General features: G+C 69.3%; 14 protein-coding genes. 6 read left to right on the forward strand and 8 right to left on the reverse strand.

The window, feature by feature from the left end:
* The first annotated feature begins 20 nt into the window (after nucleotides 1-20).
* Both J7D54_RS01770 and J7D54_RS01775 read left to right on the forward strand, forming a co-directional pair.
* Nucleotides 21-1,295 (forward strand): carbohydrate ABC transporter permease, encoded by a 1,275-nt coding sequence (locus tag J7D54_RS01770; protein ID WP_182762665.1) that lies wholly within the window; start codon nucleotides 21-23, stop codon nucleotides 1,293-1,295.
* On the forward strand, nucleotides 1,292-2,173 hold the full coding sequence (locus tag J7D54_RS01775) for a carbohydrate ABC transporter permease (RefSeq protein WP_076063170.1): 882 nt from the start codon (nucleotides 1,292-1,294) through the stop codon (nucleotides 2,171-2,173). Before J7D54_RS01770 ends, J7D54_RS01775 begins: the two co-directional genes overlap by 4 nt.
* A 56-nt stretch (nucleotides 2,174-2,229) precedes the next feature.
* Here J7D54_RS01775 and treS read toward each other — a convergent pair whose 3' ends face one another.
* Nucleotides 2,230-4,440, reverse strand: coding sequence for a maltose alpha-D-glucosyltransferase (gene treS / locus J7D54_RS01780; RefSeq protein WP_209455183.1), 2,211 nt, complete (start codon nucleotides 4,438-4,440; stop codon nucleotides 2,230-2,232).
* A gap of 191 nt (nucleotides 4,441-4,631) precedes the next feature.
* On the opposite strand from treS, the gene clpB reads away from it, so the two are divergent.
* Nucleotides 4,632-7,202, forward strand: a complete 2,571-nt coding sequence (gene clpB, locus J7D54_RS01785) for an ATP-dependent chaperone ClpB (RefSeq protein ID WP_182762662.1) — start codon at nucleotides 4,632-4,634, stop codon at nucleotides 7,200-7,202.
* Between the two features lie 32 nt (nucleotides 7,203-7,234).
* On the opposite strand, the gene J7D54_RS01790 is transcribed toward clpB, so the two are convergent.
* Nucleotides 7,235-8,239 (reverse strand): hypothetical protein, encoded by a 1,005-nt coding sequence (locus tag J7D54_RS01790; RefSeq protein WP_182762661.1) that lies wholly within the window; start codon nucleotides 8,237-8,239, stop codon nucleotides 7,235-7,237.
* An 86-nt stretch (nucleotides 8,240-8,325) separates the two neighbouring features.
* Here J7D54_RS01790 and J7D54_RS01795 point away from each other — a divergent pair, with 86 nt between their 5' ends.
* Nucleotides 8,326-8,985: a DUF1707 domain-containing protein gene (locus tag J7D54_RS01795; RefSeq protein ID WP_182762659.1), complete on the forward strand. Its 660-nt coding sequence runs from the start codon at nucleotides 8,326-8,328 to the stop codon at nucleotides 8,983-8,985.
* Here J7D54_RS01795 and J7D54_RS01800 read toward each other — a convergent pair.
* A complete protein-coding gene (locus tag J7D54_RS01800; RefSeq protein ID WP_182762658.1) occupies nucleotides 8,982-9,344 on the reverse strand; it encodes a hypothetical protein in 363 nt (120 codons plus the stop codon). The two genes, J7D54_RS01795 and J7D54_RS01800, sit on opposite strands and share 4 nt — an antisense overlap.
* Nucleotides 9,345-9,400: 56 nt before the next feature.
* Here J7D54_RS01800 and pdxH point away from each other — a divergent pair, with 56 nt between their 5' ends.
* Nucleotides 9,401-10,039 (forward strand): pyridoxamine 5'-phosphate oxidase, encoded by a 639-nt coding sequence (gene pdxH / locus J7D54_RS01805; RefSeq protein ID WP_182762656.1) that lies wholly within the window; start codon nucleotides 9,401-9,403, stop codon nucleotides 10,037-10,039.
* An 88-nt stretch (nucleotides 10,040-10,127) separates the two neighbouring features.
* Here the strand turns inward: pdxH and J7D54_RS01810 are convergent, their stop codons facing one another.
* The 5 genes from J7D54_RS01810 to J7D54_RS01830 form a co-directional block, all read right to left on the reverse strand.
* Nucleotides 10,128-10,925 carry a hypothetical protein gene (locus tag J7D54_RS01810; protein ID WP_182762654.1) on the reverse strand — a complete coding sequence of 266 codons (798 nt, stop codon included), beginning with the start codon at nucleotides 10,923-10,925 and terminating at the stop codon, nucleotides 10,128-10,130.
* 88 nt (nucleotides 10,926-11,013) lie between these two features.
* A complete protein-coding gene (locus J7D54_RS01815) occupies nucleotides 11,014-12,270 on the reverse strand; it encodes a PQQ-dependent sugar dehydrogenase (protein WP_182762652.1) in 1,257 nt (418 codons plus the stop codon).
* A 47-nt stretch (nucleotides 12,271-12,317) separates the two neighbouring features.
* Complete coding sequence (locus J7D54_RS01820) at nucleotides 12,318-13,628, reverse strand: MATE family efflux transporter (protein ID WP_182762650.1); 1,311 nt, start codon at nucleotides 13,626-13,628, stop codon at nucleotides 12,318-12,320.
* A 68-nt stretch (nucleotides 13,629-13,696) separates the two neighbouring features.
* Nucleotides 13,697-14,203, reverse strand: coding sequence for a DUF1707 domain-containing protein (locus J7D54_RS01825; RefSeq protein ID WP_182762648.1), 507 nt, complete (start codon nucleotides 14,201-14,203; stop codon nucleotides 13,697-13,699).
* A 52-nt stretch (nucleotides 14,204-14,255) separates the two neighbouring features.
* A complete protein-coding gene (locus J7D54_RS01830) occupies nucleotides 14,256-15,062 on the reverse strand; it encodes a spermidine synthase (RefSeq protein ID WP_182762646.1) in 807 nt (268 codons plus the stop codon).
* Between the two features lie 130 nt (nucleotides 15,063-15,192).
* Here J7D54_RS01830 and J7D54_RS01835 point away from each other — a divergent pair, with 130 nt between their 5' ends.
* Complete coding sequence (locus J7D54_RS01835; RefSeq protein ID WP_182762644.1) at nucleotides 15,193-16,302, forward strand: ferredoxin reductase; 1,110 nt, start codon at nucleotides 15,193-15,195, stop codon at nucleotides 16,300-16,302.
* Nucleotides 16,303-16,310 lie beyond the last annotated feature (8 nt).

The following is a 16,310-nucleotide window of genomic DNA, read 5'->3' on the forward strand; positions in this document are numbered from 1 at the left end:
CGGGTCGCTTGAAGCGCGGGTTGATCATCGCTTCCTTCCTGGCGCCGGCCCTCCTGGTGCTCGGCGCGCTCGTCGCCTACCCCATCGTGTTCACCCTGGTGCGCTCGCTCTACGACAGGAGCGGGGACAACTTCACCGGCTGGCAGAACTACGTGACGATGTTCACCAACGACACCACGTTCACCGCCATCCGCAACAACATCATGTGGGTGCTCGTGGCCCCGGTGATCTGCACCGTCCTCGGCCTGATCTTCGCGGTGCTGTTGCAGCGGTTGAAGTGGAAGACGGCATTCCGGCTGATCATCTTCATGCCGATGGCCATCTCCATGCTCGCCGCCGGCGTCATCTTCCGCGGCCTCTTCCAGGAGAACCCGCAGCTCGGTGCCGTGAACGCCGCCATCGTCGGCGTGCAGAACACCTTCACGGACACCGCCAACTATCCCGGCGCCAACCCGCGCAAGGACGTCGGCCTCACCGCTGAGGGCGGCATCATCAGCACGGAGTCGACGGTGGGCACAGGCACCGTCGTGGACCTGCCGCTGATCGGCATCCGGCAGAACAACCTCCCGGAGACGGCGGAGGGGGCCGTCGCGGCTCCCGAGGCCGGCGACGACCAGATCTCCGGCACCGTGTTCCTGGACGTCATCCCCGGCGGGGGCGGCACGCAGGGCGCCCTCGAGGAGGGCAAGTCCGGCCTGCCCGGCATCCGCGTCGACGCGGTGGCCGAGGACGGCTCCATCGCCGGCAACGCCACCACGGAGCCCAACGGCACCTACGTCATCGAAGGGCTGGATCCGGGGGGGAATTACCGGGTGGCGCTCCCGGCGTCGAACTTCGGCGAGGGCGCGCAGGGTGTGTCCTGGTTGAGCTCCACGTTCATCAACGCCGTGGTGATCCTGTCCTACGTGTGGATCTGGGCGGGCTTCGCGATGGTGATGATCTCGTCGGGCCTGTCGGCCATGGACCCGTCGCTGCAGGAGGCGGCCCGGATCGACGGCGCCAACGAGTGGCGGGTGTTCACCCGCATCACGGCGCCGCTGCTCGCCCCCGTTCTGGTGGTGGTGTTCGTCACGCTGATCATCAACGTGCTGAAGATCTTCGACCTCGTCTACGTCATCCCGCCAGGCGCCTCGAAACCCGCGGCGAACGTGATTGCAGTGGAGATGTGGACGGTGTCGTTCGGTGGCGGTAACGACTACGGCCTCGGCTCCGCACTGGCCATCCTGCTGTTGGTGCTGGTGCTGCCGTCGATGATCCTGAACATCCGCCGCTTCCGAGAGGAGCGCGGACGATGACCGTCGAACTCAGCATCGTGAAACCGAAGCTCACACCGGCACAGAAGGTGTTGCGCGTCTTCAACAACTCGATAGTCAACGTGGTGTTGGCGGTGGTGGCGATCTTCTGGCTCGTGCCCACCGTCGGGCTGCTGCTGACGTCGCTGCGCAGTTCCGGCGACAACTCGGCGTCGGGTTGGTGGAACGTGTTCACCGCGCCGGCCCAGCTGACGCTGGACAACTATGCCAACCTGCTGTCGAACCCCACCATCACAGGCTCCTTCTGGAACACCGTCGTGATCGCGGTGCCGACGACCGCGCTGGTCGTGATGATCGGGGCCCTGGCCGGCTACGCGTTCGCGTGGCTGCAGTTCCCCGGCCGCGACTGGCTGCTGATCGCCGTCATCGTGCTGCTCGCGGTGCCCATCCAGGTGGCGCTGATCCCGCTGGCCCGCCTGTTCGGGCAGTTGGGGATCTTCGGCAGTGTGCTGGGCGTGATCCTGTTCCACGTGGCGTTCGGCCTGCCGTTCGCCATCTTCCTGCTGCGCAACTTCTTCACGCAGTTCCCCTCGGAACTGCTGGAGGCGGCGAGGGTGGACGGCGCGTCGGAGTGGCAGATCTTCTTCCGGATGATCCTGCCGCTGGGCCTGCCGGCCATCGCGTCGTTGGCGATCTTCCAGTTCCTGTGGACCTGGAACGACATGCTCGTGGCGCTGATCTTCACCAACGCGCAGTCCATGCCGTTGACCGTGGCGATCCAGTCTCAACTGAGGCAGTACGGCTCGAACATCGACGTGCTCTCGGCGGGTGCCTTCCTGTCGATGATCGTGCCGCTGATCGTGTTCTTCGCCTTCCAGCGCTACTTCGTGCAGGCCCTGTTGGCCGGTTCGCAGAAGTAGCCGCACAGCACACGTCCCCTGCGCCTGATCCGGGCGCAGGGGACGTTGCTGTTGGTTCAGTCGCGGATGATCATCGCCTGGCCGCCGTAGGCGGGCAGTTCGACGGTGAACCCGCCGAGGTCGTCCACGGTGCCCACCTTGCGTCGGGTGGACAGGTCGAACACGCGGCCGCTGGGCAGCTTGTCGGACTGCACGCGGGCGCTGAGCTTCTCGCCGCCGAAGTTCAGGGCGGTGATCTGGGTGGTGCCGGTCTCCAGTTCGTTGACCATCACGAGCAGTGCCTTGTCGCCCACCTCGGGCACGTCCACCAGGGCGCCGGTGGGCAGGCCGTTGCGCTTGCGCACCTTGAGGACGGCGGCGAGCCGGCTCGCGAACGACGTCTCGCGCTTCAACTGGTCCGGCACGGAGCCGTACAGCGCGCGGGCGCGCGGCATGCCGCTCGCCGACTTCTTCGCGTCGGGGGCCACTCCCAGCAGGTCGTAGGCGCCGCGCTCGATCCACCGGGTGTCGCCCATGGCGGTGAGGGCCTTGACCTCTTCGCGGTCCAGGGGCAGCGCGCCGACGAGGTCCCACCCGGAGAGGGCGAAGACGCCCGGCTGCCACGCGTTGAACATGCACAGCAGCAGGTGGGCGTTCGAGATGCGCCGCGCCTCGCTGTCGGAGATCGCGTCGAGGTCCGTGAACCCCAGCGAGGCCGCGACGATCGACGCGGTGGTGCTCGCGATGCCGTTGGTGGTGAACAGGGAGTTGTACGGGGCCGCCGGTCCCGTCAGCTTCTCCCGCATCGTCTCGCGCACGTGCTCGGCCAGCTCGCCGCCCGTGTAGGTCTGGCCGCCGAGGGTGTACTCGTCGTCGCGGTGCGTGGTGGTGAAGTGGACCAGCTCGTAGGTGAGTTCGTCGTGGTTCTGCATGGCGTGCACGAGCGACGCCTGGTCGATGCCCAGGCGCATGGCTTCGCGCAGCACGAGCCGCAGGAACTCGGTGTCGCCCGTCGCCAGGGAGAACTGGGCGGCGGGGCGCGTGATGAAGTCGTAGGAGAGGTCAGGGCCGACGGTGCCCGTGCGGGCGATGTCGTCGATGGAGAGGTTCAGCTCCTGGAACGTGAAGCCTCCCACCTTGCGCACGAGTGAGCCGATCAGCTGGTTGGCGGCCAGCGACAGCGGGTGGCCCTCGGACCAGGCGGGGGAGCCGAACGTCTTCTCGACGCCCAGGAACCCGTTGGCGTCCAGCCGGAGGCCGCGGGAGCCGAGGTCCAGCTGCGAGTGCAGCGCGTCGCCCATCACCAGCCGCATGCCGGCACACGTCGGGTCGAGCCAGTTGATGGTGGGCTGCCCCTCCTTGAAGTAGTGGAGGTAGACCCAGCGCCGCTCGACGCCCTTGTAGTCGACGATCGGGGGCGTGCAGGACCAGTTGGTCTCCTTGACCCCGGGCTCGTAGAAGATCACCCGCTGCAGCGCGCCGATGATCAGCCCCTCGTCGGACAGAGCCTGCTCGGCCTCGGGGGAGAGGTTGACCGAATCGCGGCCTTCGGGCACGTCGGGCAGCAGCGACCAGTGCTCCGGCGGGATGTCGACCATGTGGAAGACGCCGGGGTAGTCACGGTAGTTCAGTTCGGCGAGCCGGAAATCTGCGCCCTTGCCCGTGTGACCGGGGACGATGTCGTCGATGATGGTGCCGTGGTACTTTTGTGCGGTCTCGCACATCTCGCGAAACTCGGCCTCGTTGCCGAACAGCGGGTCGATGGCCATCGAGATCCGGTCGAAGTGGCCGTCCACCGACGGGGTGGGCTCCCAGCCGTGCAGGCCGCCGGCCAGCTTCACCGGGCCGGTGTGGACGGCCTCGATCCCGATGCTGGAGAAGGCCTCCCACAGTTCCTGGCTGCCGAGGGAGCCGAGGAAGGACTGCGCCCGGTCCGTCATGTGCGACAGCGGGTAGGCGGTGAACCACACCGAGGCCCGCTGCACCGCCGCGCGGGGGTCCGGGTGGGCGTAGGGGTGGGCCCACATCAGGTGCTTGCCGGCCACCTGGCGCGAGATCTGGTTGGCGTCGTGGAGCATGGATTGCTCCTCGAGCCACTCGACGTAGGCCCGGTTGGCGCCCGAGGCGGTGAACGGCGGGGCGATGGGCCCCTGGTCGTCGGAGCGACGGCGGGCGCGGGGCCGCAGCCGGGCTGGGCGGGCCGCGAACCGCTGCTGGTCGAAGCTTGCCTCGAGCAGTTCGTCGTCGTCGATCTGCTCGGGCACCGGGTTCTCAGGTGTCGTGGTCACCTGCCTTACGCTACCGGTCGCTCTGGCCGCCCAGCGCAGGTACGCATGTGCCGCCGCTTGCAGCAACGCTGCCACGAGGGTGCTGTCGGGGGAATAGACTGGTCGGAGACAAGGTTGAGTGATGTAGACTCAACTTTGAATTCAGTGCGCGGGACAGCGCTTTCTGAGAACTAACGAGGAGATCCAGCTACATGAACACGGAACGGCTCACGACGAAGTCGCGGGACGCCGTCACGGCGGCGGTCCGGCAGGCTCTCACCAACGGCAACCCCAACACCGAGCCCGTGCACCTGCTGCACGGACTCCTCCTGACTCCTGACAACACCGTCGGCGCACTGCTCGAGGCCGTCGGCGCCGGCGCGGCCCAGGTGGACGCGGCCGCTGTCGCCGCCATCAAGAAGTTGCCCTCCACGTCGGGCAGCTCGGTCAGCCAGCCCGCCCTGAGCGGGCCTTTCGCGCGCGTGCTCGCGGCTGCGGAGACGCTGGCGGATTCCCTCGGCGACGACTTCGTCGCCACCGAACACCTCCTCATCGGGCTGGCCACCATCGCCTCCGATGCAAAGACCATCCTGGACAACGCCGGCGTGACGGCAGACGCGCTGAAGGCCTCGTTCGAGGCCTCCCGCGGGGGTAAGCGCGTCACCTCCGCTGAATCCGAGGGCGGCGAATCCGTCCTCGAGAAGTACTCGATCGACCTCACGGAGCGGGCGCGTTCCGGAAAACTCGACCCGGTCATCGGCCGAGACCAGGAGATCCGCCGCGTGGTCCAGGTGCTGGCCAGGCGCACCAAGAACAACCCGGTGCTGATCGGTGAGCCCGGCGTCGGCAAGACCGCCGTCGTCGAGGGCCTCGCCCAGCGCCTCGTGGCAGGCGACGTGCCGGATTCGCTGAAGGGCAGGCGGCTGGTGTCGCTCGACCTCGCGTCGATGGTGGCCGGCGCCAAGTACCGCGGTGAGTTCGAGGAGCGGCTCAAGGCCGTGCTGAACGAGATCAAGGAGGCCGAGGGCCAGATCGTCACGTTCATCGACGAACTCCACACCGTCGTCGGCGCCGGCGCGTCCGGTGAGGGCGCCATGGACGCGGGCAACATGCTCAAGCCCATGCTCGCGCGCGGTGAGCTGCGGATGATCGGCGCCACCACGCTCGATGAGTACCGCGAGCGCATCGAGAAGGACCCCGCGCTGGAGCGGCGCTTCCAGCAGGTCTACGTGGGGGAGCCCTCCGTCGACGACACCGTGGCCATCCTGCGCGGCCTCCGCGAGCGGTACGAGGCGCACCACAAGGTACGCATCACGGATTCCGCGCTGGTCGCGGCCGCCGAGCTGTCGAACCGCTACATCACCAGCCGGCAGCTGCCGGACAAGGCCATCGACCTCGTCGACGAGGCCGCGTCGCGCCTGCGGATGGAGATCGACTCCTCACCGGAGGAGATCGACATGCTCCGCCGCGACGTGGACCGCATGACCATGCAGAAGTTCCACCTCGAGAAGGAGGACGACGAGGCCTCGCGCGAGCGCCTCGCCGCCCTGAACGCCGAGCTCGCCGACGCGCAGGAGAAGCTGCGCGGACTCGAGACCCGGTGGGAATCGGAGAAGTCCGGCCTCAACCGGGTGGGCGACCTGAAGGAGCGCATCGACCAACTGCGCATGGAGGCAGATCGCGCCCAGCGCGAGGGCGACCTCACCAAGGCCTCCACCATCCTCTACGGCGAGATCCCGGCCGCGGAGAAGGAGTTGGCGGAGGCGGAGGCCTCCGACGCCACGCCGTCGATGGTCTCCGAAGAGGTCAGCGCCGGCGACATCGCCGAGGTCGTCGCCGCGTGGACGGGCGTGCCCGTCGGGCGCCTGCTGCAGGGCGAATCCGAGAAGCTGCTCCAGATGGAGGAGCGCATCGGTGAGCGCCTCATCGGCCAGCGGTCCGCCGTCGTGGCTGTGTCCGACGCCGTGCGCCGCTCGCGCGCCGGCATCTCGGACCCGAACCGGCCCACCGGTTCGTTCCTGTTCCTCGGCCCCACCGGTGTCGGTAAGACCGAGCTGGCCAAGGCGCTGGCGGATTTCCTGTTCGACGACGAGACCGCGCTGGTGCGCATCGACATGAGCGAGTACTCCGAGAAGCACTCGGTGGCCCGTCTCGTCGGTGCTCCTCCGGGCTACGTCGGCTACGAGGAGGGCGGCCAGCTCACCGAAGCGGTGCGTCGCCGGCCCTACTCGGTGATCCTGCTCGACGAGGTGGAGAAGGCGCACCCGGATCTGTTCAACATCCTGCTGCAGGTGCTCGACGACGGCAGGCTGACGGACGGCCAGGGCCGCACCGTCGACTTCCGCAACACGCTGCTGATCATGACCTCGAACCTTGGTTCGCAGTTCATGGCGGATCCGCTCCTCGACCGCGAGGAGAAGGAGAAGTCGGTCATGTCCGTGGTGCGGCAGGCGTTCCGGCCGGAGTTCCTCAACCGCCTCGACGAGGTGGTGCTGTTCGATGCCCTGAGCCGGGAGGAACTCAGCCAGATCGTCGACATCCAGCTGCGGCGCCTCAACGCGCGGCTGGCCAGCCGTCGGATCGCCGTCGAGGTGTCCGACGCGGCGAAGCTGTGGCTGGGTGAGGCCGGCTTCGACCCCGTCTACGGGGCGCGGCCGCTGCGTCGCCTGGTGCAGTCCACCATCGAAGACGACCTGGCCCGCGGCCTGCTGTCCGGCGCGATCAACGACGGCCAGACCGTGCGCTTCGACAGGGTGGACGACGGCATCGCCATCGTCGCCTGAGTTCGTCGGCGCCGGTCAGGCCCCGTCGTCGATCATTCGCACCAGCCGTACCCGCCGTACCACTTCTCCCCGGCGGTGATCAGGTCGACCACAGCAGGGTCGCCGCTCTCGTCGAAGGTGTTGGCGCTGAAGGAGAGCCACGAGTCGCCCTCGCGGAGGTAGAACAGGCTGTTCTCCTCGGTGAGGGCGGCTCCGTAGGCGGCCTTCAACTGGTCCACCGTCTGGCCCAGGCGGAAGGTTGAGACGCCGCCCGCGCCGTCGGTGATCTTGACCTGCGGCGATCGCACGATGAGTTGGTCCATCACCGGGCTCGACCAGACGCCGTAGCGGTTCACGAACGAGTCCGGCGTCTCGACGGTGGAGCAGGTGCTCCCGTCCTCCCGCACGTAGCTCTTGTCCACCTTGAACCCCAGCGTCTTGGCGTCGAAGTCCGAGATGTCGGCTTGGAGGGGGCCGAAGCCGGTGGGGGTCAGGACCGCCCGGTCCAACACGATGGGCGGTACGGCGGTGACGGGTGGCACGGTGGGCGTGGCGAACAGGACCTGGTTGTTGAACACCCAGCCCTGACGCAGCCAGGGGCTGCCCCCCTCCGTGGAGACGTACCGGGTCCAGATGTAGCTGCGGCACGCCCCATGCCCGGTGGCGGCGGTGTCGCATTCGGTCCGCCATGGGCGGCCGGCGCTGACGAACTGCCCGGTGGTGGCCAGCGGGTTGCCCGCCCAGGCCACGCGGTGGGAGGGCAGGTACGTGAGGTTGTTGAAGTGCCAACCGGTCTCGTTGATGTACTGGGTGCCCTGGTGGACCACGATGGTGGACCACAGGTTCGTGGTGCAGCGCACGACGGTGGAACTGTACTTGGCGCACGCGGTGCTCCAGAGCCGTCCGTTGACCCTCTGGTTGCCCGGGGTGTTGTAGACCGTCACGACCGGTCCGTTGGTGTCGTAGACGGGCGCGGCATGCGCCGTTGAGGCGGTGAATCCGGTCATAGCTGTGGCCGCCGCGACTGCTGTGAGGGCGACGCGTCTGATGAATCCCATTGCTCCCCCAAGGAGTTGATTCGGTGCTTTCAGCCTAGTCCTGCCACCGACATTTATGGGGCGAGTGGGAAGGTACGCTGGTGCTCATGGCTGGGGACTTCATGCGCATCGGGGATGCTGAACGCGACGACGCTGTCGGGATGCTCCGCGAGCACCACGCCACCGGCCGGTTGAGCTCGGAGGAATTCGACGACCGGATGTCGCGCGCGCTGAGCGCCCGCACGGAGAGCGACCTGACGTCACTTTTTCTGGACCTCCCCAACCCCAAGCCGGGCAGCCCGTACCCCGCCTCGGCGCCGTCGCCGCAGCCCGTGGTGCCGCCGGTCTACGGCTACGACCTCAACACGCAGGGCTACGGCTACGACCAGCAGCCCATGCCGTACGCCGAGCCCAATGCGCCTGTCCAGCTGGGTAAGCCTCCGCGCCCCTGGTACGCGCAGTGGTGGATGATCTTTGTGGGCATCGCGCTGGCCGGGGCACTGGACTGGGGCTTCCTCGTGGTGCTCATGGCGCTGTGGATCTGGCTGATCTACCCCATGGTGTTCGAGAACCGACGCGGCCTCAGCGCGGCGCCGAGCATGGAGCCGCCTCGCCCCCTGACCTACTCGGAGCGCGAGTACGTCATGGACGAGGTGCGCGCTGGCCGCAAGATCAACGCCGTCAAGCGTTACCGCGAACTCACCGGGGCGGATCTCCGCACGGCGAAGAACACCGTCGACTCCTGGGGACGGCAGATCGGCCGCTAGCTGGTTCCGCCGCCGGGCAGGAACAGTCGTTCATCGCCCGAGTTGGCGTTGTAGAACCCCACGCCGTGCTTGGCCGCCAGCGAACGACCGGTCCTGGCCGCCTTCTCTGCCCCGCCGTCGGGGCAGCTCGCCATCGTGACGGTGCGGCCGAAGCGATACGTGGTGGTGCCGTCGTCGTCGGCGTAGGGGCCGTTGAGGGCGGGGAAGTGGCCCGAGAAATCAGAGAACCAGTTGCGGAGGGCGACGGTGCCCGCGTCGGGGTCGTCGTCCGGGGCGCTCTGCCGCTGGAACCAGGCGACGAAGGCGTCGTCGTCGGTGGGGGCGCCCACGGGATCGAACACGGCGATGTCGTAGCTCATGTGCCGACGTTAGTCCCCCCTGTCTCGGCCCGTGGGGGGAATGGTTGGATGGGTCCATGGCCAACCTCCACGATGTGCGGCGCGACTACACCGGCGCGCCCCTGCCCGACGATGTCGCCTCGGTTGAACCCTGGGGGCTGCTCGACGACTGGGTCAACGATGCGCTCGCCGTCGGGGAACCGGAGCCGACTGCCGTCACGCTGGCCACCATTGACGCCGACGGTCGTCCGCAGGCGCGGATCGTGCTGCTGAAGGAGATCTCGCCGGACGGGCTGGTGGTCTTCACCAGCTACGAGTCGGCCAAGGGGCGGGAGTTGGCTGAGCACCCCGTCGCCTCCGTGTCGTTCTGGTGGCCGATCCAGATGCGGCAGGTCCGGGCGGTCGGCTCGGTGACCAGGCTGGCGCGGGAGCGGTCCGAGGAGTACTTCGCCAAGCGCCCCCGCGAGAGCCAGTTGGAGGCGTGGGCCTCGCACCAGTCGTCGCCGATCGGCTCCCGCGACGACCTGGTGGCCGCGGTGGAGGAGACCCGGCGGCGTTTCGAGGGCGGGGACGTGCCGTGCCCGCCGCACTGGGGCGGGTACGTGCTCAGCGTCGACACCTTCGAGTTCTGGCAGGGGCTGCCGGGTCGCCTGCATGACCGGGTGGTCTGCCGGCGCACCGCCGATGGGTGGGCGAACGAGCGCCTGCAACCGTGAGCGCCCTTCCTCCAGCTATGTGGGTGTGTGGGCCTCGCTCCATGGGGGAGGGTTGCACCCCCATATAGGTGGAGAGATGTGACCTCGGTCAGTCTGCTGCCGCGAGACCTGCGATGACCCGCAGTTCTGACGCCTCCGGCAGGGACCAGTCCACGTCGGTGTCGTCGTCGGGGTACGGCTCCATCATGTGCGACAGGTACGAGAGCTGCCCGTCCTCGATGTCGAGCATGAGCACGTGGGTGGCCCCGTCGCGCGTGAAGGTGGCGCTCGCCGGGAACGTGTAGCTGTCCAGGAGCGTGAGGGGAGCCTCGGGGTCCGGCACCAGCAGGTAGTGGCCGTCCTCGTCGCGGCACACGGCGTCCTCGAGCTGGACCCGCAGTTCCTCGCTGCCGTAGTCGTCGACCGCGTCGAGCAGCGCGGAGATGACCGCCCGCGCCTCGGCCGGGAGCGGCTCCAGCGTCTCCGGGAGCGGCTGGCCGAACTCGTCGAACCCGTCAGCATCCTCCGCCGCGGGCCGGGAACCCTGCGCCAGGGAGACCGCCATCATCGAGGCGAAGACACCGGCGGCGGCCCAGAGCCGGGGCTGCCTGATGCCCAGCCGCTGCAGTTGCTTGATGGACCAGGCGTCGCTGCGGGCCAGGAGGTCCTGCGCGCCGTAGGTCACGCCAGCCGTGCCGAGCGCCAGGCCGGTGCTCAGGCCGGCGGGGCGGTAGGTGCCGTCGTCGGGCAGCGCCACCTCTGCGGCGGTGCCTCCGGCCATGGCCAGCCAGTAGGCGTGCTTCTTCCAGCCGCTGAGGCGGTTGGGGTCGATCAGGGTGATGCCCGCCCACGCGGCGGACTTCAGAACTGCGGTGGCGAGGGTGGAGCGACTGATGCGTCGGGTCATGCCCGCCACACTAGTCCCCGACACGCCGGGCTCGTCCTCCCCAAGGGCACTCGGGACTCGGCAGCCCGCCTCCGCAACCCCCAGGGCATCAGGCCGGGCGCAACTCCAGCAGGAGCGCACTGTCGCCGTCCTGCAGCAGCCAGATCGCGCCGTCGGGACCCTCCTCGACGGCCCGGATGCGGGCGCCCATCGGCCAGGTCTCCTGTTCGGCGGCGGTCTCGCCATCCAGCTTCACCCGTACCAGTGCCTCGCCGGAGAGCGCGCCGAGGAAGGCGTCCCCCGTCCAGCCGGGGAACAGGCTGCCCTGGTAGATCATCAACGAGCCGGGCGAGATCGACGGGGTCCAGAACACCTTCGGCGGCTCGAACCCGTCGCCGGAAGCGTGGTCCGGGATGGGCCCGCCTCCGTAGTGCGAACCGTTGGAGGCGGCCGGCCAGCCGTAGTTGAGGCCGGGCTTGATCAGGTTGAGTTCGTCGCCGCCCTCGGGCCCCATCTCCGACGCCCACAGGCGGCCGTCGGCGTCGAACGCGAGCCCGAGCACGTTGCGGTGCCCCATGGACCAGAACTGCTGCGCCGCCGGCGCGTCCTCCTGGAAGGGGTTGTCAGGGGCCGGTTGCCCGTGGAGGGTGAGGCGCAGGATCTTGCCGAGCGTGTTGTCCATCTCCTGCGCCGGGTCCATCTTCTGGCGGTCGCCGGAGCTGACGAAGAGGTGGTCGCCCTGGATGGCCATGCGGTGGGAGAAGTGGCCGTCGCCGTCCACCTTCGGCGTCTGCGCCCAGATCTTGGTCACGGTGCTCAGCGTGGCGGCGTCGACGTCCAGCGTGGCCGTGCCGACCACCGCGCCCGCCCCGCCGTCGCCACGTTCAACCCAGGAGAGGTAGACGGTGCCGTCGGTCTCGAACGTCGGCCCGGCGACGATGTCGCCGAAGCCGCCCTGGCCCGCGACGGCGACCTCAGGAACGCCGCTCACCTCGCGCACCGTGCCGTCCGGCGAGCGCAGCTTCAGCGCCCCGGTGCGCTCCGTGATGGCCAGGAGATCCGTGCCCGGCAGGAACTCCAACGCCCACGGGTTGGTGTAGGCCTCATGCTCCGTGACGGCGAACTTGTGGGTCTCGGGCGCCGGCTCCTTCGACTCCGCGGTGGGCGATTCCGCGACGGTGGGCTCCGCCGCCGTGGACGACGCCTCGGGGGCGGCCGGTGACGGCGCGGACGGTGCGGAGGTGGTGAAGTTGGGGGAGGTGGCGGGAGTGGGCGCCCGGTCTCCCGGCCTGGGCTGCTCACCCGGGCCGGTGCAGGCGGCCAGCGTCAGTGCGGCAGTGAGGACAAGCGGTGCAAGTACTCGCATGTCACGACGCTACCAGCCGGTCCGGCGGGCGCGTCACACCCGCTGGGTCAGCTTGCGCCCAGCCGCATCCAGTGGTCGCCGCGGGCGCGCAGACCCAGCGTGAGAGCCCGCAACCCCATGAACCCGACGGCGAACGCCAGCCACAACCACGTGAGCCCCGGCACTCCGGCGTCGACGGTGAGCGCACCGAATGACAGGGGAGCGTAGCCCAGCAGCGTGATCACCCCGGCGATGGCCAGGTAGCGGCCGTCCCCGGCGCCGATCAGCACACCGTCGAGGAGGAACACGTAACCGGCCAGCGGGAGCGTGACGGCGATCAGGACCAGCAGCAAGGCGACGAGCGTGCGGACCGCGTCGTCGGGTGCGAAGAACGCCGCCACCGGTTCCCGGACGAGCACCACGAGCACGCCGATCACTGCGCCGCCGCCCACGGACCACCAAGTCATGAGGCGGGTGGAGTCGCGGGCTTCCTTCGGGTTGGCCGCCCCCAGCGCCGTGCCGATGATGGTCTGCCCGGCGATGGCGAGCGCGTCGAGGGCGTAGGAGAGCAGACCCCACACCTGCATCACGACGTGGTGCGCGGCCAGTCCGGCCGTGCCCTGCCGGGCGGCGATGTAGGTGGTGATGAGGAGCGCGATGCGCAGGGTGACGGTGCGCAGCAACAGCGGGACGCCGACTGCCAGGCTGCTCATCATCTCCGTCCACGACGGGCGGAGCCTCGCACCGGCGGCCCGGGCCTTGCGCGCGACGAGCAGGGCTGCCGTCGCGCCCAGCGCGGTTTCTGCCAGCGCGGTGCCGAGGCCTGCGCCGCCGATGCCCATCTGGAGGCCGACGACGAGCGCCACGTTGAGCACCAGGTTGAGCGCCGCGCTGCTGATGGACAGCACCAGCGGGGTGCGGGCGTCCGCGAGCCCGCGGAAGGTGCCGGTGGCGGCGAGCATCACGAGCATGCCCGGCAACCCGGGGAGGGACCAGCGCAGATACTCCACCGCCTGGGTGTGCACGTCGCCCGTCGCCCCCAGCGCGGTGGACAGCAACGGCGAGGCGATCCAGACGAGTGAGCCCACCGTCGCCCCGATGAGGCCGGCCAGCCACATGGCCTGGACGCCCAGCTCGATGCCCCGGCCGCGGTGACCGGCGCCGATCTGGCGCGCCACCACGGACGTCGAGCCGTAGGCGAGGAAGATCATCAGGCCGGTGGCCGTGGTGAGCAGGCCGGAACCGATGCCGAGGCCGGCGAGCGGAACGGTGCCGAGGTGGCCCACGATCCAGGTGTCCGCCAGCATCATCAACGGCTGGGCGACCAGCGCGGCGAAGGCGGGCACCGCTAGGGCGAGGACACGTCGGCTCAAACTCATGGCGGGGGCGAGTCTATGCCCCTGTCACGGCGCCCCATCTCCGGCGCCTGCCCGGTGGGACCGGCGGTTCAGTACCCGCGTTTGGTGTTCCAGTCCCAGATGTACCAGGCGTAGATGATGTTGCCGATGCCGCCGGTGAGGAAGAACAGGAGCAGGTGCACCCAGAACGAGTTGTACTTGCGGTACATCCCGACGGGCCCGCTCTGGTTGACGAACACCTGCTGGACCGGGGCCACGGGTTGGTGCGCGTACATGGGCGGCGGGTAGGGCGGCGGCAGCTGCGGCGGGCCGTAGGGCGAGGGTGGCTGGTGGGGCGCGGCGTAGGGCGGCGGTGGGGGAGTCTGCAGCGGGGCCGGCGACGGGACCGCAGGCAGGCTGGACGCGGGGCCGGGCTTGGGTGCAGGCAGATCCGAGAAGAGCGACGCCAGTTCCCCGAGCGTGCGGGCCGTCAGCGCGTTGCCGATCCGTTCGTTGAACTCATCGGAGCTGAGCCTGCCCTGCTCCGCATGCGTCTGGAGGAACCCGACGGCCTCGTTGCGTTCCAGGTCTCCGATGCGGAGCTGCAGGTTGTCCATGACCTCAGGCTAGCTGCGCAGGGCGACAAAATCCCCGCGCCCCACGGACCGCTCACCATCCCCGGCCCCGGGGGCCGGGCGAGTCCTCCATGGTGTCGTCGGTGAAGGGCAGCGCCCCGCCGGGCCAGCGCTGCGCCGCGTGCCCCGTGACCCAGCGGTAGCCGAAGAGCCGGCGCCCGGATTCACGCTCGATCGGCCCGGTGTCGGGCTTGGTGTCGGACGCCAACATCAGCAGGTTCCCGAAGCGTCGGCCCTTGTAGACGTCGTTCTCCATCCCGATCATCGAATGCTTCCACCGTTGGTTGAGCCCGCCTGCGAGCTTCCGGGCCCACTCGAAGGGCGCCTTGTCGGTGATGTTGAAGATGACGACGGCGTCGCCCCTGACGATGCGCCGCAGGTCGTCCAGCGCCTGCTGGGTCACCAGGTCTCCCGGCACCACGAGTTCCTTGAAGGCATCGACGATGATGACGTCGGCCCACTGCGAGGGCATCGCGGCCAACCCGGTGCGGCCGTCGACGTCGCGCACCTTGATCCCGGAACGGGTGGGCAGCGGGATCTTGCGCCGCACCTCCTCGGTGAGCTCGACGTCGGGCTCGCACACCACCTGGGCAGTCTCCGGCCGACGGTGGGCCACCCAGCGCGGGAGAGTCATGCCGGCGCCGCCGATGTGGACGACGCGGAGCCGCTGGTCCGCCGGGGCCCGGAAGGCCGAGTGCTCCAGCAGGAGGGAGATGTGCGCCACGTACTCGAACAGGAGCAGATCCGGCTGGTACGGATCCACGTAGGACTGCGACGTGGGGCCGAACCGGACGTAATACGCCCCCATCGTTTCGGGGTCGGGAAAGAGTCGGTCAGCCACGTGGAGAGCCTAGCCAAACCTCAGCGGCGGCGCTCGGGGAGCGCCTCGGGCGGGGCCTGGGGAGCCGGTTCCTGTCCACGGGAATGCCGTTTTCCCTGCCCGTTACCTACGGTGCCGTAGGCTTGTATACATGACCACAACGGGGGTCATCGCCCCTCAGCCCCAGGCCACGTCGGTCGCGAAGCGCGTTCTCGGCGGTGTCCGGAAGGGCGCCCGCAGGGTTGCGGAGGCCATCGCCACCCCGCTTCTCCCCGAAGACTTCCTCGACCTCATCAGCCCGCTGGGCTCCGGTGCCGAACTCCGCGGCCGGGTGCTGGGCGTGCGCGCCGAAGGCCCCAACGCCACCACCCTCACCATCCGTCCCGGCAGGGGTTGGCGCCCCCACACGCCCGGCCAGTACGTCCGCATCGGCTTCGACGTGGACGGCGTGCGCCTGTGGCGCGCGTACTCCCTGACCAGCCCGGTGAATGCCGACACCTTCACCATCACGGCACGCGCCATCCCGGACGGCAAGGTCAGCAACTTCGTCCGCAGCCTCGCCCCGGGGACGCTGCTCCACCTGGACCAGGCCGAAGGCCTCTTCACGCTGCCCACGCCCACCCCGCCCGCCGCACTGTTCCTGACGGCGGGCTCCGGCATCACGCCCATCATGGGCATGCTGCGCAACGACCCCCTGCCGGCGGATGTGGTCATCGTCCACTCCGCCCCCAGCGAGGCCGAGGCGCTGTTCCTCCCTGAGCTGCGTCGCCTCGAGGCGGCCGGTCGCCTGCGGCTGGTCACCCGCTTCACCGCCGTCGACGGCATCCTCACGCCCGACCAACTCGATTCGGTGGTCCCCGACTGGCGCAGCCGCGACACCTGGGCCTGCGGCCCTGCCGCCATGCTCGACGACGCGGAGGCCCACTGGGCTGCCGAAGGCCTGGGGGAGCGGTTGCACACCGAACGCTTCCGCGCGGCCATCATCGCCGTCGGCGACGGTGGCGCGGTAACCTTCGACACCTCCGGCGTGACGGTGGACGCCGACGCCGCCACCACCCTGCTCGACGCCGGCGAAGACGCAGGCGTCCTGATGCCCTCCGGCTGCCGGATGGGCATCTGCTTCAACTGTGTGTTGCCGCTCACCGGCGGCAGCATCCGCGACCTACGCACCGGGGAAGTCACCACGGCTGATCCGCAAGACCCTGTACTCGTCCAGACCTGCGTATCGGCTGCGGCCGGGCCCTGTCACCTCACCGTTTAGGACATGCC

This window comes from Tessaracoccus sp. MC1865, from assembly GCF_017815535.1.
Lineage (GTDB): Bacteria > Actinomycetota > Actinomycetes > Propionibacteriales > Propionibacteriaceae > Arachnia.